General features: G+C 58.2%; 16 protein-coding genes and 1 tRNA gene. 9 read left to right on the forward strand and 8 right to left on the reverse strand.

Going from position 1 to position 21250, the window contains the following annotated elements:
- Positions 1-38: 38 nt before the first annotated feature.
- Both VZP09_RS20090 and tpiA read left to right on the forward strand, forming a co-directional pair.
- On the forward strand, positions 39-641 hold the full coding sequence (locus VZP09_RS20090) for a YiiQ family protein (RefSeq protein WP_002922908.1): 603 nt from the start codon (positions 39-41) through the stop codon (positions 639-641).
- Between the two features lie 109 nt (positions 642-750).
- Positions 751-1518 (forward strand): triose-phosphate isomerase, encoded by a 768-nt coding sequence (gene tpiA, locus VZP09_RS20095; protein ID WP_002922909.1) that lies wholly within the window; start codon positions 751-753, stop codon positions 1516-1518.
- A gap of 92 nt (positions 1519-1610) precedes the next feature.
- Here the strand turns inward: tpiA and VZP09_RS20100 are convergent, their stop codons facing one another.
- The 4 genes from VZP09_RS20100 to zapB form a co-directional block, all read right to left on the reverse strand.
- Positions 1611-2915, reverse strand: coding sequence for an SLC13 family permease (locus tag VZP09_RS20100; protein ID WP_032439048.1), 1305 nt, complete (start codon positions 2913-2915; stop codon positions 1611-1613).
- A 64-nt stretch (positions 2916-2979) separates the two neighbouring features.
- Positions 2980-3750: a CDP-diacylglycerol diphosphatase gene (locus tag VZP09_RS20105; RefSeq protein WP_014906767.1), complete on the reverse strand. Its 771-nt coding sequence runs from the start codon at positions 3748-3750 to the stop codon at positions 2980-2982.
- A 162-nt stretch (positions 3751-3912) separates the two neighbouring features.
- Complete coding sequence (locus VZP09_RS20110) at positions 3913-4902, reverse strand: sulfate ABC transporter substrate-binding protein (protein ID WP_002922936.1); 990 nt, start codon at positions 4900-4902, stop codon at positions 3913-3915.
- A 151-nt stretch (positions 4903-5053) separates the two neighbouring features.
- Complete coding sequence (gene zapB, locus VZP09_RS20115) at positions 5054-5299, reverse strand: septal ring assembly protein ZapB (RefSeq protein ID WP_004150222.1); 246 nt, start codon at positions 5297-5299, stop codon at positions 5054-5056.
- A 442-nt stretch (positions 5300-5741) separates the two neighbouring features.
- Between zapB and VZP09_RS20120 the strand changes: the two genes are divergently transcribed.
- Together VZP09_RS20120 and glpK are read left to right on the forward strand one after the other, a co-directional pair.
- Positions 5742-6593: an MIP/aquaporin family protein gene (locus VZP09_RS20120; protein ID WP_002922941.1), complete on the forward strand. Its 852-nt coding sequence runs from the start codon at positions 5742-5744 to the stop codon at positions 6591-6593.
- Positions 6594-6614: 21 nt separating this feature from the next.
- Positions 6615-8126: a glycerol kinase GlpK gene (gene glpK / locus VZP09_RS20125; RefSeq protein ID WP_002922944.1), complete on the forward strand. Its 1512-nt coding sequence runs from the start codon at positions 6615-6617 to the stop codon at positions 8124-8126.
- A gap of 114 nt (positions 8127-8240) precedes the next feature.
- On the opposite strand, the gene gltS is transcribed toward glpK, so the two are convergent.
- Complete coding sequence (gene gltS / locus VZP09_RS20130; protein WP_002922948.1) at positions 8241-9443, reverse strand: sodium/glutamate symporter; 1203 nt, start codon at positions 9441-9443, stop codon at positions 8241-8243.
- 284 nt (positions 9444-9727) lie between these two features.
- Here gltS and VZP09_RS20135 point away from each other — a divergent pair, with 284 nt between their 5' ends.
- The 4 genes from VZP09_RS20135 (at position 9728) to VZP09_RS20150 (ending at position 16172) form a co-directional block, all read left to right on the forward strand.
- A complete protein-coding gene (locus VZP09_RS20135; protein WP_002922950.1) occupies positions 9728-11119 on the forward strand; it encodes a nucleobase:cation symporter-2 family protein in 1392 nt (463 codons plus the stop codon).
- 140 nt (positions 11120-11259) lie between these two features.
- Entirely contained in the window at positions 11260-12975 is a 1716-nt protein-coding gene (locus tag VZP09_RS20140; RefSeq protein ID WP_023283074.1) for an AsmA family protein, read from the forward strand.
- 245 nt (positions 12976-13220) lie between these two features.
- Positions 13221-14780, forward strand: a complete 1560-nt coding sequence (locus VZP09_RS20145) for a PTS transporter subunit EIIC (protein ID WP_117076810.1) — start codon at positions 13221-13223, stop codon at positions 14778-14780.
- 12 nt (positions 14781-14792) lie between these two features.
- Positions 14793-16172: a family 4 glycosyl hydrolase gene (locus tag VZP09_RS20150; protein WP_004150228.1), complete on the forward strand. Its 1380-nt coding sequence runs from the start codon at positions 14793-14795 to the stop codon at positions 16170-16172.
- A 46-nt stretch (positions 16173-16218) separates the two neighbouring features.
- On the opposite strand, the gene VZP09_RS20155 is transcribed toward VZP09_RS20150, so the two are convergent.
- The 3 genes from VZP09_RS20155 to VZP09_RS20165 form a co-directional block, all read right to left on the reverse strand.
- Positions 16219-16941 carry a MurR/RpiR family transcriptional regulator gene (locus VZP09_RS20155; protein ID WP_004173889.1) on the reverse strand — a complete coding sequence of 241 codons (723 nt, stop codon included), beginning with the start codon at positions 16939-16941 and terminating at the stop codon, positions 16219-16221.
- Positions 16942-17096: 155 nt separating this feature from the next.
- Positions 17097-19415, reverse strand: coding sequence for an alpha-xylosidase (gene yicI, locus VZP09_RS20160; protein ID WP_048333159.1), 2319 nt, complete (start codon positions 19413-19415; stop codon positions 17097-17099).
- 12 nt (positions 19416-19427) lie between these two features.
- A complete protein-coding gene (locus VZP09_RS20165; RefSeq protein ID WP_002922962.1) occupies positions 19428-20822 on the reverse strand; it encodes a glycoside-pentoside-hexuronide family transporter in 1395 nt (464 codons plus the stop codon).
- 292 nt (positions 20823-21114) lie between these two features.
- On the opposite strand from VZP09_RS20165, the gene VZP09_RS20170 reads away from it, so the two are divergent.
- A tRNA-Sec gene (locus tag VZP09_RS20170) sits at positions 21115-21209 on the forward strand.
- Positions 21210-21250: the final 41 nt, after the last annotated feature.

Consider the following 21250-nt stretch of genomic DNA (forward strand, 5'->3'; position numbering starts at 1 on the left):
GATTTAATCGTCAGCAGGCAAAAAAAGGAACGACGGGCATGAAGAAGTGGACAATTTTGTGGTTAAGTGGGCTGATGGGCCTTGCCGTCGGCCCGCACGCGTTGTCCGCAGAGAGCGAATCGACGACCGCGGCAGCGCCCTACCTGCTCGCCGGCGCGCCGAGCTTTGACCAGTCGATCAGTCAGTTCCGCGAGAAATTCAACGCCGATAACCCAAAGCTGCCTCTGAACGAATTCCGTTCCATCGCCACCAGTCGCGATCGGGCTAACCTGACCCGCGCCGCCAGCAAAATTAACGAAAATCTCTATGCCTCCACCGCGCTGGAGCGCGGCACGCTGAAGATCAAATCCATGCAGATCACCTGGCTGCCGATCCAGGGGCCGGAGCAAAAGGCGGCCAGGACCAAAGCGCTGGAGTATATGAGCGCCATGATCCGCGCCTTCGTGCCGACTTTTAGCCAGGCGCAAAGCCAGCAAAAACTGCAGAAACTGCTGGCCGCCGGCAAGGGCAAGCGCTACTTCGCCGATACCGAAGGCGCCGTGCGCTATGTGGTGGCAGATCATGGGGAAAAGGGCCTGACCTTCGCCATTGAACCGATTAAGCTGGCGCTATCTGAAACGCTGGAAGGTAACAATAAATGACAAAAAGCAAAGCCTTTCCAGTGACGAGTCTCTATACTGTTTCACAGACCATGCTGCCCTCTGGGGCGGCTATATTCCTTAATTCGCTTAAGTAGCGTGGAGAATTAAAATGCGACATCCTTTAGTGATGGGTAACTGGAAACTGAACGGCAGCCGCCACATGGTAAACGAACTGGTTGCGAACCTGCGTACCGAGCTGGCTGGCGTAAGCGGCTGTGCAGTTGCCATCGCCCCGCCGGAAATGTATCTGGACCTGGCTAAGCGCGCGGCAGAAGGCAGCCACATTCACCTGGGCGCGCAGAACGTTGACGTGAACCTGTCCGGCGCATTCACCGGTGAAACCTCCGCCGAAATGCTGAAAGATATCGGCGCGCAGTACATCATCATCGGCCACTCCGAGCGTCGTACCTACCACAAAGAATCCGACGAGCTGATCGCGAAGAAATTCGCGGTGCTGAAAGAGCAGGGTCTGACCCCGGTTCTGTGCATCGGTGAAACCGAAGCCGAAAACGAAGCGGGCAAAACGGAAGAAGTTTGCGCGCGTCAGATCGACGCCGTGCTGAAAACCCAGGGCGCTGCCGCTTTCGAAGGCGTGGTTATCGCTTACGAACCAGTATGGGCTATCGGTACCGGCAAATCAGCGACCCCGGCTCAGGCGCAGGCGGTGCACAAATTCATCCGTGACCACATTGCTAAAGCTGACGCCAAAATCGCTGAGCAAGTGATCATCCAGTACGGCGGTTCCGTTAACGCTGGCAACGCCGCAGAGCTGTTCACCCAGCCGGACATCGACGGCGCGCTGGTTGGCGGCGCCTCCCTGAAAGCTGACGCTTTCGCGGTGATCGTTAAAGCAGCAGAAGCAGCGAAAAAAGCGTAATTCGCTTTTCCCGGTGGCGACACGCGACCGGGTTGACTGACAAAACGTGGGAGCCCGGCCTAGCACAGCGCAAGCCGGGCTTTCTTTTGCCGTTACAGTTTCCCCAACAGCTGATACCAGGCGTAGTCCAGCGGCAGTAAAATCAGATAACTCACCGCCGCCAGCGCCAGACACAGTTGCATCCCCGCCCTCGCCGGGACCTTGCCTAACCCCATCGCCACCACGATCGGCGACGCCTGATAGGGCAGCAGCGGCGTGGAATAGCCCAGCACCTGAATCATAATCACGCTTAGCAGCGGAAAACCGGTGGCGTCGGCAAAGCTCTGGGCAAAGGTGGTATACAGCGCCGGCACGCCGTTGGCGGTCATAATAAAGTTCAGCGCGCTGGTTATCCCGGTCAGGGCGAGAAAGCTGGTGAAAGGATTGTCTTTATCCAGGGGCATCACCTGCAGCAGCGCATTGCCCACTGCGCCGCCAATCCCGGTTTGGGTGACGGCGATCGCTAGCCCCAGAATCCCGGCGACGTAAATGCAGGTGCGCATATTCACCCCGCTGGCAAACTCCTCGCCGTTAATAAAGCCCACCCGCGGCAGCAGCGTGATCACAGCCGCCGCCAGGCCGGTCCACGCCGGGCCGACGCCGTGCCAGCTCTCGGTCACCCATAGCGAGAGGACCACCGCCAGCAGCCACGCCAGACGTTTCTCGTCGCGGCTCATCGGCGGCAGCGGCGCCAGGTCGCGCGGTGGATGCGGCTTGCCGGGAAACAGCCAGCAAATCAGCGCCACCAGCACCGCCCCTTTCAGCCAGCCAAGCACCGGCGTATGCAGCAGTAAATAGGGAACATAATTCAGATGGATACCGTACGAGCCTTCCGCCGCGCCACTCATCACCAGATTCGGCACGTTGGCGGGCAAAATCGTTGCCGACAGCTGAAAGGTGCCGAACCCCACCGCCAGCGCCAGGCCGAACCAGCCGCGGCTGCCGTCGGCAATGCCCGCGCGGCGGGCCATCGCCGCCACGATCGGCATCAGCAGCGCGATGCGCCCCATGTTGGAGGGCATCACGAACGCCAGGGCGTAGCTCAGGAGTACCACGCTGGCGACCATCCGCGGCCAGGAGTCGGTGAGCCTGGCCGACAGCGCCTGCGCCGCCCGGTCCGCCAGTCCGGTTTTACGGATGGCGATGCCGAGCACAAAGCCGCTGAACACCAGCCAGAACGCCGAAGAGGCAAAGCCGCCGAAGATCACCTCCGGCGGAGCGATTTTCGCCATCATTGCCGCTGAGAAGAACAGCAGCGCGGTGATAAATTCCGGCAGCAGCGACGTCGCCCAGAGCACGATGGTGACGCCGACAATCAATGAAGGAAGGAACAGCGGGTGGGTAAGCCAGAGCGACATGCCTGTCTCCTGTCGTTTTTTTCAGCAAGAATANGACGACAGGTAAGACAGGTAAACGCCAGAACTAGTGGTTTGCGTTAAGGATGGCGCAGCGATGATCCTGAATTTCTTCCGCTGAAGCCCGGTTCAGGGTCAGCAGGTTACGCTCCGTCGCAAGCAGCACCAGCGAGCCGTCGCTCTGTTGCGCCATTGCCAGCGCGAAGCGTCCCATATGTTCACGCGCCTCCGGCACCTCTTCCGCCAGCATCAGGAACGGGCTACGCTGGGCCAGCTCCGCCTCCGTCACCCGGCGCGCCAGGTATTCGTGGCCCTGAAGCCCGCCCGGTAGCGGCAGCCAGCGGCTGCTGATCGCTGCGGCATCCTTATCTAACTGCGCGCGCACATCGGGGCGCAGGCAGGAGATATGAATATGGAAATGGTTTTGCGTACGTCCACTGCGCGAGTTGATCGCCAGCGATACCGCGTTATCAGGAACCGGCGCGCCGTGGCGCTGGCTCATGATTTCACGCCCCTGCCAGGCCTGCCAGAAAAAGTTCGGCGTCAACGGATCCAGCAGCAGCGGGCTTTCGGTGCCGTTGATGCGGTAGGTCGGCATCAGCAAATACTGCAGCGGGCCGTTACGGTCTTTAAACAGCACATAGCCGCCCTTGAGGTTCACTTCCGCGCACGGCGACGGGTTTTGCTGCTGTTGCTGATGGGGTACGCACTGCTGCAGGACAATCTTGCGTAATGCGTCCGGGTTGCCAGAGTGCAGCCAGTAGTAGCCGCCCGCCAGCGCCGCGAGGATCGCCACCAGCAGCGCCAGCAAAAAGTATCTTACTCTTCTCATTTTCATTCCCTGTTAAGCCTGAAGCGGAAGAGTAGCGTAATTTGATGACTAAATGAAAACAGATGGTGGACGGGGCGTTATCCCGGGTAGCGGCTGATGCCTTACCCGGGCTACGCACCGCGCAAAACTGTAGCCCTGCTAAGCGTAGCGCAAGCAGGGACAAGAGAATTAACGCTGGCTAATCTGGTCGAAGGTGCCGCCGTTGGAGAAGTGCTCTTTCTGCGCTTTCGTCCAGCCGCCGAACTCCTGATCGATGGTAAACAGCTTCAGTTTCGGGAATTCGTTAGCATATTTCTTCGCCACATTCGGATCGCGCGGGCGGTAGAAGTTCTTCGCCGCAATCTCCTGGCCTTCCGGCGAGTAGAGATACTTCAGGTACGCTTCCGCCACCTGACGCGTGCCTTTCTTATCCACCACTTTGTCGACCACCGAGACGGTCGGCTCAGCCAGAATCGACTCACTTGGGGTCACGATTTCAAACTTGTCTTTGCCCAGTTCGTTGGTCGCCAGCAGCGCTTCGTTTTCCCAGGCGATCAGTACGTCGCCGATGCCGCGTTCTACGAAGGTATTGGTCGAACCGCGCGCGCCGGAGTCCAGCACTTCCACGTTTTTATACAGCGCCTTGACGAATTCCTGGGCTTTCGCCTGGTCGCCGTGATTCTGATGCAGGGCATAGCCCCAGGCCGCCAGGTAGTTCCAGCGGGCGCCGCCGGAGCTTTTCGGGTTCGGGGTAATGACCGACACACCCGGTTTGATCAGATCGTTCCAGTCATGGATCTGTTTCGGATTGCCCTTGCGGACGAGGAACACGATGGTGGAGGTATACGGCGCAGAGTTATCCGGCAGGCGTTTCAGCCAGTTTTTATCGATGCGGCCGCGTTCAGCAATAGCGTCGACATCGTAGGCCAGCGCCAGCGTGACCACATCCGCTTCAATACCGTTAATCACCGAGGTCGCCTGTTTGCCAGAGCCACCATGCGACTGGCGGATCACCACGTTGTCGCCGGTCTCCTGCTTCCAGTGTGCGCTAAACGCTTTGTTGTACTGTTCGTACAGCTCGCGCGTTGGATCATAAGATACGTTTAATAGCTGAATGTCTTTTGCCAGAACGCTGGCGGATGCCAGCAACAGAGTTAACCCTACGCCCCACTTATTCATCGCACCGCTCTCTTTATGTGTGTTGTGATGGGTTAAGCGTGCCAGAAAGCGATTCAATGATTAAAGAATAAAAAAAGATTGGCTATAACTTGCGGATATAAAGACGCGAGTAAGGATGACCCCCTCCCGGGCGGGAGAGGGCGCGAAGCGATTAGACTTCTTCCATGCGACCCAGCAGCGCCTGCAGACGTTCCTGCCAGCCCTGCTGCTGCTCTTTCAGCTGGCTGTTTTCGCGCTCCAGCTCTTCACGACCATGCTGCGCGCTCTGAACTTCCTGCACCAGGGTGTTGTTCTTTTCTTTCAGCTCTTCGATTTCCATCTGCAACAGAGTGATGGTATCAATCGCCTGCTGAACCTTAGATTCTAATTTCTCAAACACTTCTAATGACATCGTCATACCTCTCCTGAACTTGCAAGGCGTTGATAGAAACTCGTGTTTCGTATACGCGGTCCCGCCTTAACGAAAATTAGCGCACATAGCGGTGTTATCGTCGATTGTATGAATCCCCGCCGCCCCTGTCCAGCGGCAAGCCGCGTAGATTGCGGTTTGCAACACTTTTCAGTCTTTACCTGGTGCTTTCAGCGCAGTTCGCTCGTAGTTCATGGGTCAATGTTAATTTTATGGTTAACAAAATGCGTGGTGAAACGCTCCGGCAGCGCTCTCAATGCGCGCAAATGGCGCGAAAACGCTCATTTTCTTGACGAGGCACACACATTTGAAGTTCGATATTTCTCGTTTTTGCTCGTTAACGATAAATTAACACTATGCCTACATGGCAATATGGTCGTCTGTGACCACCCTACATACAATAATCATCACCACGCTTCAGGATTCGATTATGAGCCAAACATCAACCTTAAAAGGCCAGTGCATCGCAGAGTTCCTCGGTACCGGGTTGTTGATCTTTTTCGGCGTTGGGTGCGTGGCTGCGCTCAAGGTCGCGGGAGCCAGCTTCGGACAATGGGAAATCAGCATCATCTGGGGTCTGGGCGTCGCCATGGCGATCTACCTGACCGCCGGGGTCTCCGGTGCGCACCTTAACCCAGCGGTGACTATCGCGCTGTGGCTGTTCGCCTGCTTCGAAGGCCGCAAAGTGGTTCCTTTTATTATTTCGCAATTCGCTGGCGCCTTTTGCGCTGCGGCATTAGTTTACGGGCTTTACTACAATCTTTTCCTCGATTATGAAACCACCCACCATATGATTCGCGGCAGCGTGGAAAGCCTCGATCTGGCCGGCATTTTCTCCACTTACCCGAACCCGCACATCAATTTTGTGCAGGCCTTCGCGGTAGAGATGGTGATTACCGCTATCCTGATGGGCGTCATCCTGGCGCTGACCGACGATGGCAACGGCATACCGCGCGGCCCGCTGGCCCCTCTGCTGATTGGCCTGCTGATTGCGGTGATTGGCGCCTCCATGGGACCGCTGACCGGCTTCGCCATGAACCCGGCGCGTGACATCGGCCCGAAAGCCTTCGCCTGGCTGGCGGGGTGGGGTGACGTCGCCTTCACCGGCGGCAAAGATATTCCTTATTTCCTGGTGCCGCTGTGCGCACCGGTGGTCGGCGCGGCGCTGGGCGCATTCAGCTATCGTAAGCTGATTGGCCGTCACCTGCCTTGCGACACCTGCGTGGAGGAAGAGCAACAGAGCCCCTCCTCTTCCACCGCTCAACATAAAGCTTCGCTGTAATCTGACTACGGGACACCGACTATGACCGACAAAAAATATATCGTTGCGCTTGACCAGGGCACTACCAGCTCCCGGGCCGTTGTGATGGATCATGATGCCAATATCGTCAGCGTCTCCCAGCGAGAATTTGAACAAATTTATCCTAAGCCAGGCTGGGTCGAACACGACCCGATGGAAATCTGGGCTTCCCAAAGCTCGACGCTGGTCGAAGCGCTGGCCAAAGCGGATATCAACTCCGATCAGATCGCGGCCATCGGCATCACCAATCAGCGTGAGACCGTGGTGGTGTGGGAGCGAGAGACCGGTAAACCCATCTACAACGCTATCGTCTGGCAGTGCCGCCGTACCGCGGAGATCTGCGAGCAGCTCAAGCGTGACGGGATGGAAGAGTATATCCGCAAGGCCACAGGCCTGGTGGTGGACCCGTACTTCTCCGGCACCAAGGTGAAATGGATCCTCGACCATGTCGAAGGTTCCCGTGAGCGTGCGAAGCGCGGCGAGCTGCTGTTCGGCACCGTTGACACCTGGCTTATCTGGAAGATGACCCAGGGCCGCGTGCACGTCACCGACTACACCAACGCCTCACGTACCATGCTGTTCAACATTCACGACCTCGACTGGGACGACAAGATGCTCGACGCGCTGGACATTCCGCGCGCCATGCTGCCGGAAGTGCGCAAGTCTTCCGAAGTGTACGGCCAGACCAACATCGGTGGTAAAGGCGGGACCCGTATTCCTATCGCCGGGATCGCCGGTGACCAGCAGGCGGCCCTGTTCGGCCAGCTGTGCGTCAAGGAAGGGATGGCGAAAAACACCTACGGCACCGGCTGCTTTATGCTGATGAATACCGGCGAAAAAGCGGTCACCTCCACCCACGGTCTGCTGACCACCATCGCCTGCGGCCCGCGCGGCGAGGTGAACTACGCTCTGGAAGGGGCGGTGTTTATGGCCGGGGCGTCTATTCAGTGGCTGCGCGACGAGATGAAGCTCATCAGCGATGCCTTCGACTCCGAGTACTTCGCCACCAAAGTGAAGGATACCAACGGCGTATACGTGGTACCCGCGTTCACCGGTCTTGGCGCACCGTACTGGGACCCGTATGCCCGCGGCGCGATTTTCGGCCTCACCCGCGGCGTGAACTCCAACCACATTATCCGTGCGACGCTGGAGTCCATCGCCTTTCAGACCCGCGACGTGCTGGAAGCGATGCAGGCTGACTCCGGCATTCGTCTGCACGCCCTGCGCGTAGACGGCGGCGCGGTGGCTAACAACTTCCTGATGCAGTTCCAGTCCGATATCCTCGGCACCCGTGTCGAGCGTCCGGAAGTACGCGAAGTGACGGCGCTGGGCGCGGCCTATCTGGCCGGTCTGGCGGTCGGTTTCTGGCAGAATCTGGATGAACTGCAGGAGAAAGCGGTGATTGAGCGCGAATTCCGCCCGGGGATTGAAACTACTGAGCGTAACTATCGTTACAGCGGCTGGAAGAAAGCGGTGAAACGCGCGTTAGCGTGGGAAGAGCACGACGAAGCGTAAGATTGTGAAGTTATTCCCGGCTTGCGGCGTAAACGCCTGAGCCGGGCTACAAAACCCCAAACAGCACGATCTTGTAGCCCGGACAGGTGCGCAGCACCGCTTCCGGGTTTTTTATCAACCAAACATCGGCAGCAGCAGGTACAGCTTAATCACCAGCGCGTTGACGATATCGATAAAGAACGCCCCCACCATCGGCACGACCAGGAAGGCCATATGCGATGGCCCGAAACGGTCGGTAATCGCCTGCATATTGGCGATCGCCGTCGGCGTTGCCCCCAGGCCAAACCCGCAATGCCCGGCTGCCAGCACCGCGGCATCGTAGTTTTTGCCCATCATCCGATAAGTGACGAACACCGCATACAGCGCCATCGCCAGCGCCTGCACCGCCAGGATAATAATCATCGGCAGCGCCAGCGAGGCCAACTCCCACAGCTTGAGGCTCATCAGCGCCATGGCGAGGAACAGCGACAGGCTGACGTTGCCCAACACCGATACCGCGCGATCGAACACCCGATACAACCCCGCCAGCGCCAGGCTGTTGCTGAGGATCACGCCGATAAACAGCACGCAGACGAAGGTCGGCAGCTCGAAGACGCTCCCCGCCAGCAGTTGCGCAACCACCTTGCCCAGCGTCAGACAGATGGCGATCAGGGCGATACTTTCGATCAGCACCAGCGAGGTGATCACCCGCCCCACGTCCGGCTTTTCAAAGGCGGTTGGCGCCACCTGATCGTCCGGTGTCCCGTCCGGTGAGGAAGAGTGCTTCACCAGATAACGCGCCACCGGGCCGCCGATCAGGCCGCCCAACACCAGGCCAAAGGTCGCGCAGGCCATCGCCACCTCGGTGGCGTTGGCAAAACCGTAGCGCTCAACGAACAGCTTACTCCACGCCGCCCCGGTGCCGTGGCCGCCGGATAAGGTAATCGACCCGGCCAGCAGACCCATTAGCGGATCCAGCCCCAGCAGCGTCGCCATGCCGATACCGAGGGCGTTCTGCAGCAGCAGCAGGCCAACCACCACGATCAGGAAAGTGCCCAGCACCTTGCCGCCGGCCCGCAGGCTGGCGAGGTTGGCGTTAAGACCGATGGTGGCGAAGAACGCCAGCATCAGCGGATCTTTCAGACTCATATCGAAATCAATTTCGATATCCATGCTTTTTTTCAGCGCCAGCAGCGCCAGCGCCACCAGCAGACCGCCGGCAACGGGTTCAGGAATAGTGTATTTCTTAAGGAAGGGAACGGTTTGTACGAGTTTTCTGCCGAGTAACAGCACGAGCGTTGCGGCAACGAGCGTCGATAAGGTATCGAGATGAAACATAAAAAGCTCCTTATGGGCGCATGATCCATTCACACGCGACGATATTCCTGGTGTCTTTAGCTTCTCATCATGAGGAGTCAGAGGGGGATTTTACGCAGAACGGCGGAAAAATTGACAGAAAAAGATATTTTGTATCCTTAATGATGCGATTTAGCATACAAAATGTTAATTACCTCGTTGCGCATATTCACGGTATAAATTTTTATGAGCAAACGCTGGCAAACGTTTGCTTTTGGTCTACAGTCCGATAAAATTCCCGCTTTGCCACCTTGGGATTGCTTGTGATGTCCGTTAACACCGCAGAGTCAGAAAATGCGCAACCGGTTGCGCATAAACCAGCCAGCGAATTAATCTACCGCCTCGAAGATCGCCCGCCGCTACCGCAAACCCTGTTCGCCGCCTTCCAGCACCTGCTGGCGATGTTTGTCGCGGTGATCACCCCGGCGCTGTTAATCTGCCAGGCTCTCGGTCTCCCGGCGCAAGATACCCAACATATCATCAGCATGTCGCTGTTCGCCTCCGGCGTCGCCTCTATTATTCAGATCAAAGCCTGGGGCCCGGTCGGCTCCGGACTGCTCTCCATCCAGGGCACCAGCTTCAACTTTGTCGCCCCGCTGATCATGGGCGGTACCGCCTTGAAAACCGGCGGCGCCGACGTCCCCACCATGATGGCCGCCCTCTTCGGCACCCTGATGCTGGCCAGCTGCACCGAAATGGTCCTCTCCCGGATCCTGCACCTGGCGCGCCGTATCATTACCCCGCTGGTTTCCGGCGTGGTGGTGATGATTATCGGCCTGTCGCTGATTCAGGTCGGACTGACCTCCATCGGCGGCGGCTACGCGGCGATGGCTGACCACACCTTTGGTGCGCCGAAAAATCTGCTGCTGGCGGGTATCGTGCTGGCGCTGATTATTATCCTCAACCGCCAGCGCAACCCGTACCTGCGCATCGCCTCGCTAGTGATTGCCATGGCTGCCGGTTATCTGGCGGCGTGGTTCCTCGACATGCTGCCAGCCAACACCGCCCCGACCAACAGCAGCCTCATCACCGTCCCGACGCCGCTCTATTATGGCCTCGGCATCGACTGGAGTCTGCTGCTGCCCCTGATGCTGGTGTTTATGATCACCTCCCTGGAAACCATCGGCGATATCACCGCCACCTCCGACGTCTCCGAACAGCCGGTCTCGGGTCCGCTGTATATGAAACGCCTGAAAGGCGGCGTGCTGGCTAACGGCCTGAACTCCTTCGTTTCCGCGGTCTTCAACACCTTCCCGAACTCCTGCTTCGGCCAGAACAACGGCGTGATCCAGCTGACCGGGGTCGCCAGCCGCTACGTCGGCTTTGTGGTCGCCCTGATGCTGATCGTCCTCGGCCTGTTCCCAGCGGTGAGCGGCTTTGTCCAGCATATCCCTGAGCCAGTGCTCGGCGGCGCCACGCTGGTGATGTTCGGCACCATCGCCGCGTCCGGCGTGCGCATCGTCTCCCGTGAACCGCTGAACCGTCGGGCGATCCTGATTATCGCTCTGTCGCTGGCGGTAGGCCTCGGCGTGTCGCAGCAACCGCTGATCCTGCAGTTCGCCCCGGACTGGCTGAAAAACCTGCTTTCCTCCGGGATTGCCGCCGGCGGTATCACGGCGATTGTTCTGAATTTAATTTTCCCGCCAGAAAAGGCGTGATCTCATGCGTTCCCGGTCGCGCATCGGCCGGGACGTCCTCCAACCACCTGCCCCATCACGGAAATAAACCACGCCTGCCTTGAGAAGTGCGCCTAAATCGGGCATAACACGGTGATGTGCATCTCACAGAATGGAAGACCATGAAATTTCTTGGAAAGCTGATTCTCTGGCTGCTAGTCGCTCTGCTGCTCGTCATTATTGGCGCGTGGTTCCTGCTGCAAACCCACTGGGGCGCCCGCCAGGCCAGCGCCTGGCTCAGCAATGGCACCGGCTGGCAGGTCTCCTTCGATGAGATGGAGCACGATTTCTCCTCCCCCCTTCATGTGCAGTTGCGAAACGTCACCTTTGGTCGGGAAGGCAAGCCTGCCACTTTGGTGGCAAAAACGGTCGATATTGGCTTCAGCACCCGCCAGTTTAGCGATCCGCTGCATGCGGATGAGATAGTCCTTAACGACGGCACTCTGAATCTGTCACCCCACTCTGCAGACCTGCCGTTCGCTGCCGACCGGCTGATGTTGCGCAATATGGCTTTCAACAGCCCGGAAACCGGCTGGGCGCTCAGCGCGCAGCGCGTCACCGGCGGCGTCAGCCCATGGACGCCGGAGGCGGGCAATGTGCTGGGGAAAACGGCGCAGATCCAGATGAGCGCGGGCTCGATGACGCTCAATGGCGTCGAAGCCAGCAACGTTCTGATTCAGGGTAAGATTGATCAGGGCGAGGTCACCCTCTCCACCCTCGGCGCCGATGTCGCCCGCGGCACCTTAACCGGCAATGCCAAACGCAGCGCCGATGGCAGCTGGCGGGTGGATAACCTCCAGCTCAACGAGATTCGACTGCAGAGCCCCGCCTCGCTGACCGAGTTTTTCGCGCCGTTAACCACGGTCCCCTCTCTGCAGATTGGCCGCCTGGACATCACCGACGCCCGCCTGCAGGGACCGGACTGGGCGGTAACCGACCTCGACCTGAGCCTGCGCAACCTGACCCTTAGCCACGGCGGCTGGCAGAGCGAGGACGGCACGCTGTCGATGAACGCCAGCGAATTTATCTACGGCTCGCTGCATCTTTTCGACCCGATCCTCAATGCCGAATTCTCTCCCCAGGGCATTGCGCTGCGCCAGTTCTCCTCGCGCTGGGAGGGCGGCATGGTGCGCACCTCCGGCAACTGGCTGCGCGCCGGGAACGCCCTGGTGCTCGACGACACCGCCTTCGCCGGACTGGAGTACACGCTGCCGGCGAACTGGAAACAGCTGTGGATGACGCCGCTGCCAGCCTGGCTGCAAAGCCTGACGCTGAAAAAATTCAGCGCCAGCCGCAATCTGATCATCGATGTGGACCCTGCTTTCCCGTGGCAAATTACCGCCCTCGATGGCTATGGCGGCGAGCTACAGCTGGTGAAAAACGGTAGCTGGGGAGTATGGAACGGCAGCGCGACGCTGAACGCCGCGGCGGCGACTTTCAACCGGATCGACGTGCGCCGCCCATCACTCAAACTGAACGCCACAGCCTCGACGGTCAATATCACTGAGCTTAGCGCCTTCACCGAGCGCGGCATTTTGCAGGCCACCGCCGCGGTATCCCAGCTGCCGCAGCGCCAGGTCAATCTGAGCTTCAGCGGCCGCGGCGTGCCGCTGAATATTCTGCAGGCCTGGGGCTGGCCGTCGCTACCTATAAGCGGGGATGGCAATCTCCAGCTGACCGCCAGCGGCAGCGTGCAGGCCGATGCCCCGCTCAAACCGACGGTCAACGGGCAGCTCAGCGCCGTGAATATGGAGAAACAGCAGGTGGCGCAAATCATGCGCAACGGCGAGGTCAGCCCCGCCCCCGCCGCGCCAGCGCCCACTCCCGTCACCCCATAGCGATGCCCATTCCCTCTCCTCTATGGGGAGAGGGATTGCTTCCCGGCAAAACTCCACTCTGACAACTCTCTCCCTTTCAGGGAGAGAGTTGGGGTGCGAGTCCTGAAACCTGTGTGCAATACGCGGCTATCTGTACCTATTTAGCGCAACAGGTTCCTTTCAAATATCAGAGTTGCTATAACCAAATCACTGGAAGTCGATAAAAAACCGCTCCCTGTACCTACAAAAATATAAAAGGATCATTCATGCCTGAAATACGTCATCGTATTCTGGAGAATATGCAAAAATTCTCCCGGGCCATGATCGGCGCCGTATTGTTCTTGCCGGTCATTGGCTTAATTCTGGCCCTCAGTTCAGTATTAACTAATCCGACATTAATTGCTGAAACCAGTTTCTTACATCAGCTTGGGCAAATGCTCGGCGACACCTTTTGGCCTTTATTTGGCAACCTCGGCTTATTATTTTGCGTCGGCATCAGCTATGGCCTGGCAAAGGATAAAAAAACCGAAGTCGCACTGGTTTCAGTGATGTGCTTTATTATGTTTCTTGGCGCCAACCACTCCTGGCTGGAACACACCCATGGACTCGCCGAAAAAATTAACGGTGAATATTATGGCACCGGGCAAACCCAGCTGCTGGGCTTTGTGGTGGTGGATATGGGCGTTTTCCTGGGCATTATTCTCGGCTGCACGATTGCGTGGGTGCACAATAAAGTCTCTGCCATTGAGCTGCCTGGCGCGCTGTCGATGTACGGCGGCGCCAAGCTGACGCTGGTGGCGATGACGCCGGTGGTTATCTTCTACGCCATCGCCTTTACCTGGATTTGGCCCTTTATGACCCACGGCATCTCCGCCCTCACCGGTTTTATGAAAAATGCCGGGGTCGCCGGGGTCTTCGTCTATGGTTTCTTTGAAAAATTCCTTATCCCCACCGGCCTGCACCATTTCGTCTGGTCCCCCTTCCAGCTCACCCAGATTGGCGGCACGCTGAACGTGGATGGTCAGGTGGTCTCCGGCACCCAGGCCATATTCCTCGCCTATATGCGCCATCCCGACCTGACGCCGGTCATGAACGACGCATTACGTTTTTCGCAGCAAGGGATGACCACTATCTTTGGCCTGGCGGGCGCCTCGCTGGCGTTCTACCACACCGCGAAACCGGAGAAGAAAGCGATGGCGAAGGCGATTCTGCTGCCGGCGATTATCACCTCGATGCTGACCGGCATCACCGAGCCGATTGAGTTTACTTTCTTGTTTGTCTCGCCGCTGCTGTGGGTGATCCACGCAACGTTAACCGCTGCCTCGCAGGCCATTTGCGACATCTTCACCGTACGTCCCTGGGGTGCATCGGGCCTGATCGAGTTTCTGATCTATAACCTGCCGCTGCCGGTCTCCTTAACGCGCTGGCCGGGCTATGTCCTTATCGGTATCGGCCAGTTCGCCGTCTACTACGTGATTTTCCGCACCCTGGTGGTGAAGCTGAACCTGAAAACGCCGGGCCGGGAAGATGACGAGAACGTGAAGCTCTACAGCAAAGCAGAGTACCGCCAGAAAGTCGCGCAACCGCAGTCGGTCACCGATGACATTATCCGCGGCCTCGGGGGCAAGGAAAATATTCTCTCCGTCGATAATTGTTTTACTCGCCTGCGCGTGGCCGTGCGCGATATGGCGCGGGTTGATGACACGCAATTAAAAAATACCGGCGCCAACGGCGTCGTACGCAATCGAAATGAAGTTCAGGTTATTTATGGCGTCAAAGTGGGACAGGTACGTTCCCGGGTTGATAACTGGTTAGCAGAAAATTAATGAGGAGTATTTATGAAATTAACCGTATTAGGCGGGGGCGGCGTTCGCTCTGCATTTTTAGCGAAATCTCTGGCCTATAACGCTCACCGCATTGGTTTAACAGAAGTCGTTTTTCTCGATAACTCTGCTGATAATCTGGCGATATTTGGCGAAATTGCCCGCTATGTATTTAATACCATTCGCCCGGATATTCAGTTTAGTACCACCACCGACCCGGTCGCAGCCCTGCAGGACGCCAACTATATCATTACCACCCTGCGGGTTGGCGGCGATGAAAGCCGCATTCGCGACGAACGTATTGCGCTTGAGCATAACACTCTCGGCCAGGAGACCACCGGCGCCGGCGGTTTCGCGATGGCCATGCGCTCGATCCCGGCGATCCTTCGCTATTGCCGGCTGATCGAAGAACATGCCGCCGAAGACGCTATTCTGTTTAACTTTACCAACCCGTCAGGTCTGGTGACGGAAGCGATTATTAAGTCCGGCTTTAAGCGCCGGGTCTATGGGATCTGCGATGCCCCCTCCGAGCTGATTCGTGAACTGCCGGCGATCCTTGGCTGTGAGGAGCGCGACCTCAGCGTGGAATGCTATGGGCTGAACCATTTCTCCTGGTTTACCCACTTCACCGTCCGTGGGGAAGAGGTGACCGAACGGCTGATCGCCAGCCCGGAACTGTACCAGAAGACGGCGATGCAGTACTTCTCCCCGGAGCTGGTACGGCTTTGCGATAATCAGCTCCTCAATGAATATCTCTATTATTACTACTATCGCGACGAGGCGCTGAAGGCGATTCAGGGGGCCGGCGAGACGCGCGGAGAGCAGATCGCCCGCATCAATCAGGAGATGCGCGAGGCGCTGCGCACCGTGGATGCCAGAACGCAACCGGAGGCCGCCTTCACCATCTGGATGCAGCATTATCTGCGCCGGGAAAACAGCTATATGCAGAACGAATCCCGGCAGGAGAAATTCCACACCCGCGAACCGCTGACGCTGCGCCAGTTTATCGAAGAGCCGGACACCGGCGGCTATGCCGGAGTGGCGCTGGATATCCTGGAAGCGGTGAACAGCACCACCACCAAGCGGATCGTGGTGTCGATCCAGAATAATGGCACGCTCGATTTTTTACGCCCGGACGACGTGATCGAGATCAGCTGCGACCTGAGCCGGGATGGCCTCAAGCCGGTGACGCCGGTGAAGGTGCCGACAGCGCAGAAGAATATGATTGCCTGCGTGAAGGAGTATGAGCGGCTGGCGGTGGCGGCGATCCTGCAGCAGGATAAATCGCTGGCGGTGCGGGCGCTGATGGCGCACCCGCTGATCGGTTCCTATTCGCTGGCGAAAACCCTGGTCGAAGCCTATCTCGACGATGAGCAGTTCGCCGCCTGGCGGTAATCCGCTGCCGATGGGATTCCCCCGCTCGCACCGCGCTTAGCGGGGGCTAACTATTGCTACGTAGACTGGTAAACCACATCTTCAATAGTCGCTCAAAGCCTAAGATGCAGTAGCCGAAAAACGGGTTGCTCCAGTAAATATCATCATCGAACTTCTGCGGGTCGTGAATAATAAACGCCGTATCCGCGGCCTGCGCCAGCGGGCTTTGGTAGTCGCCGGTAAAGCAGACCAGATTAATCTCCTTCCCCTCCAGGGCCTTAACCCAGTTGAGCGCCGAGCTGCTGCGCCCGGATTTAGAAATGATCCAGATGGAGTCGAAGCAGGCGGCGTTTTTCTGTTCGAGGATTTCGTAATCGGGCCACAGCGCCAGGCTGGCATTCACGCCGGTGACGAGAAACTTGTTGTAAATATACTGGGCGATCAGCTGTGAAAAGCCGCTGCCGTGGATCAGGATGCGCTGCTGTTTAAGGCTTGCCAGCAGCGGCGTCAGCGCTTCTTCCGGCTGAACGCTCATGTAGTCGATATCGTTGGTGACATCGAGCTTCGGCATGGTGATATTGAACTTGATGAAATAGACCAGCTCCAGCCAGCCGCTGAACTTCAGTTTCTTTGCCAGCCGGACCAGGGAAGAGGGGTTGCTGTAGCACTGTTCAGCCACAGCGCGAACTCCCTGGCGGATACACTGCTCCGGGTCGTTCTGAATAAAGCGCAGCACGGTCATTTCCGTTTTGCTTAGCTTCACGTCACGAAAGATATTTTCTACGTCCATGGCGGGCTCCTCTCAGCGGCAGAATACGCTAACACCGTTCGACAACCGCGTCTGCGGCCTGAGTCACCACTATGAAATGAACGTTACTTTTTGTACAAAAATGGAATAAAAAAACCCTCTCCGCCGGGCGAAGAGGGCTGCTGCTGTTAACCTATTTACAACGTAATCGTCAGCGTATTGCCCTCGGCGCTCACTACCACCCCCCATTCGCTGCCGGTCTGCGTACCGCCCTGCACGCCCGCGATCTGCGGGATATTGCGCAGACACAGCGTCCAGCCGCGGGCCTCGCCTTCGCCGCTCACGGCGATGGCGTTGCCCTGGCGCCTGGCCTTCAGGGTGAAGATCGTCGAGCCGTCTGCCGCCGGAACGTCACAGCGTGCCTCGCGTCCATCCTCAAGGTGGAACAGCTGGAAGGCGGTGCCCTCATGCCAGGCGTAATCCGGCTTCTGGTCATTGTTGCCCAGCGCCAGCAGGGTGTTGTCGCGAACGTAGACCGGCAGGCTCAGCGCATCGTGATGCTGCTTATGCCAGCGGCTACCCGGCAATTCATCGTTATGCCACAGATGCGTCCAGTGCCCTTCCGGCAGATAAAACTGCACTTCGCCGGCCTCGGAGAACACCGGCGCCACCAGGACCGAATCGCCCAGCATATACTGGCGGTCGAGATAGTCGCAGGCCGGATCGTCCGGGAACTCGAGCAGCATCGCGCGCAGCATCGGCGTGCCGCACTCGTTGGCCAGCGCCGCCTGACGATAGAGATACGGCATCATGCGGCATTTCAGCTGCGTGAAGTGGCGCACCACGTCGCAGGACTCGTCATCGTAGGCCCATGGCACCCGATAGGATTTGCTGCCGTGCAGGCGGCTGTGGCTGGAGAGCAGACCGAAGGCGCACCAGCGCTTGTAGACGTGGGCCGGCGCGGTGTTTTCGAAACCGCCGATATCGTGACTCCAGAAACCAAAGCCGGACATGCCGATCGACAGCCCGCCGCGCAGGCTTTCCGCCATCGATTCGTAGTTGGCGTAGCAGTCGCCGCCCCAGTGCACCGGGAACTGCTGCGCGCCCACCGAGGCGGAGCGGGCGAACAGCACCGCCTCCTGCTCGCCGACGGTCTCTTTCAGCACCTTCCACACCAGCTCGTTATAGATGAAGGCATAGTGGTTGTGCATTTTCTGCGGATCGGAACCATCAAACCACTGGACGTCGGTCGGGATACGCTCGCCAAAGTCGGTCTTGAAGCAATCGACCCCCATCGCCACCAGGCTTTTTAGTTTGTCAGCGTACCACTGGCGGGCTTCCGGATTGGTGAAGTCATAAATCGCCAGCCCCGGCTGCCACTTATCCCACTGCCACAGCGAACCGTCCGGGCGCTTCAGCAGATAACCCTTCTCTTTCAGCTCTTTGAACACCGGCGAGCGCTGACCGATGTACGGGTTGATCCACACGCAGACCTTCAGCCCTTTCGCCTTCAGGCGCTTGATCATCCCTTCCGGGTCCGGGAAAGTTAGCGGATCCCATTCAAAATCGCACCACTGGAAGGCCTTCATCCAGAAGCAGTCGAAGTGGAAGACGTGCAGCGGCAGATGGCGCTCAGCCATGCCGTCGATAAAGCTATTCACCGTCGCTTCGTCATAGTTAGTGGTGAACGAGGTCGTCAGCCACAGACCAAACGACCATGCCGGCGGCAGCGCCGGGCGGCCGGTGAACTGCGTATAGCGGTTAAGCACCGCTTTCGGCGTCGGGCCGTCGATGACGAAGTACTCGAGGTATTCGCCTTCAACGCTGAACTGGACTTTAGAGACTTTCTCCGAGCCCACCTCGAAGGAGACGCGCTGCGGATGGTTGACCAGCACGCCGTAGCCGCGGTTGGTCAGATAGAACGGGATATTTTTGTAGGATTGCTCGGTGCTGGTGCCGCCGTCCTCGTTCCAGGTTTCTACCGTCTGGCCGTTGCGCACCAGGGCGGTAAAGCGCTCGCCGAGGCCGTAGACGGTTTCGCCGACGCCGAGGTCGAGGCGCTCAAACATGTAGTTGCGCTGGGTCTTACTATCCTGCACGTAGCCGTTGTTTTTTAGCTGGCTACCAGTGATACGCACGCCGTCGCGCAGAAAATCCAGCGCCCAGAATTCGCCTTTAGTCACCCGCACGCTGAGGCTGCCGCTTTTCAGCTCGGCGAACCCGGCCGTATTTTCTATTTCGACATGGATGTCTTTCTGCACGTTCAGCGGATAGTGCGGGCCGTTATCCAGCGCGCCCTGGAAGTGCTCCATGCGCACGCCGATTATCCCTTCCTGAGGCGAGAAAAAGCGCAGGGTGAACAATGGCGTATCCAGCTGCCAGGCGCGTTCGCGGACATCGCGCGGCGCGGCATAGACCACCATTTCATTCCCCTGCTGCTCCACCTCGTAAACCTGTACGGGTTGGATCAGGTTGAGCCCTGGTTGAATGAGCCAGTTTCCATCACTGATTTTCATTAAAACGTCCTCTTAGTTTTGCCATTCTTTGTCGATCGGGGCGGCGGTGAAATCTTGTTCGTTGCGACGCGCGCCCTCGGCCAGCTCGGCCATCATTTTTTTCAGGAACGGCGTTTTCAGCGTGTAGTAGCGTTTGGCGATCACCGCGCTCAGCAGGTAGCACACCGCCGGAACGAGGGTGAACAAGGCGATAATGATGGTGAGGGTGGCGCTGTTCTGGGTTTTAGCGGCGGCGTCATAGCCGCCGCCGGCCAGCATCCAGCCGATCAGCGCGCCGCCCAGCGCCAGCCCTAACTTGAGCACAAACAGGGTACCGGCGAAGCTGATGCCGGTCAGGCGTTTGCCGTTACACCATTCGCCGTAGTCGACGGTGTCGGACATCATTACCCACTGGATTGGCGTCACCAGCTGGTGCAGTACGCCAATGACGAAGATAAAGACAAACATGGTGATTTCGGCGTCCATCGGTACGAAGAACATCGCCACGCTGAGCACCGCCAGGAGGGCGTTGGTCCACCAGAAGACGCTGACTTTGCATTTCCAGTCGGTCAGCGGTTTCGCCAGCGCCGAGCCAATCAGGTTGCCGACGCAGTAGGTCGTGAGGAAGGCGGTGAACAGCGCCGCCGAGCCCATGATCCAGGTGGTGTAATACATCATCGCGCCGCCGCGAACGCAGACCGCGAGGATATTGAGGATGGTGAGCACGCCGACCACCCGCCACTGGTCATTGCGCCAGATATCGCGCAGGTCTTCACGCATCGAGGTACTGCTCGGCGGCGCTTCGACACGCTCTTTGGTAGTAAAGAAGCAGAAGGCCAGCATCAGGAAGGCAATCACCGACAGCACCGCGATGCCCCCCTGGAAGCCGAGCGCTTTGTCTTCGCCGCCGATAAAGTTGACCAGCGGCATCATCAGCACGGTGGAGAGCATGCCCCCCGCCGTCGCCAGCACGAAGCGCCAGGACTGCAGCGAGATGCGCTGCGTCGGGTTGTCGGTGATCACGCCGCCCAGCGCGCAGTAGGGGATATTCACCACGGTGTAGAGAAGGGTCAGCAGCGTGTAGGTCACGGCGGCGTAGATCAGCTTGCCGTTGTGGCTTAAATCCGGCGAGCTGTAGGCCAGCACGCAGACGAGGCCGAACGGGATAGCGCCGAAGAGGATCCATGGGCGGAACTTACCCCAGCGGCTGCGGGTACGGTCGGCAAGCAGACCCATACACGGGTCGGAAATCGCGTCCAGCGCGCGCGCCAGCAGGAACATGGTGCCGACAAAGCCGGCGGGGATACCAAAAATATCAGTGTAGAAAAACATCATGTACAACATGACGTTATCAAAAATAATGTGGCTGGCGGCATCACCCATGCCGTAACCAATTTTCTCTTTGACGGACAAAATGTGATCTTTCATATGCGCACTATTCCCTTAGCGGCACCGAGGGTTGGTACCGGTTACGGTTTTTGTAAACCTTTGCCGCACTAAGATGAATTGCGATATCTCGTTATCAGATTACGTTTCTTGTTTTCTGTGATCGCGGTAGGGAATCAGGGAGTGAAAAAGTGTAACTCACGGATTTTGTGAGGATTTGTCCAGGACTGTTCTGTAAAGTCCAGTTTTAACAGTAAAAAAGTGCGTTTAGGTATGTGGTAAACGGCTGAAAGTAGCTATAATGCGCCCCGCCTCCATGTAGCAATCGAGGCGCGGAAGATCGTCATCTCCGGTGAGGTGGCTGGACTTCAAATCCAGTTGGGGCCGCCAGCGGTCCCGGGCAGGTTCAACTCCTGTGATCTTCCGCCAGTTTGCCTCTGCTCTCCCAAAGCCACGCCATACCAACCTGA

Source organism: Klebsiella sp. EMBS2024 (genome assembly GCF_036233805.1).
Lineage (GTDB): Bacteria > Pseudomonadota > Gammaproteobacteria > Enterobacterales > Enterobacteriaceae > Klebsiella > Klebsiella pneumoniae.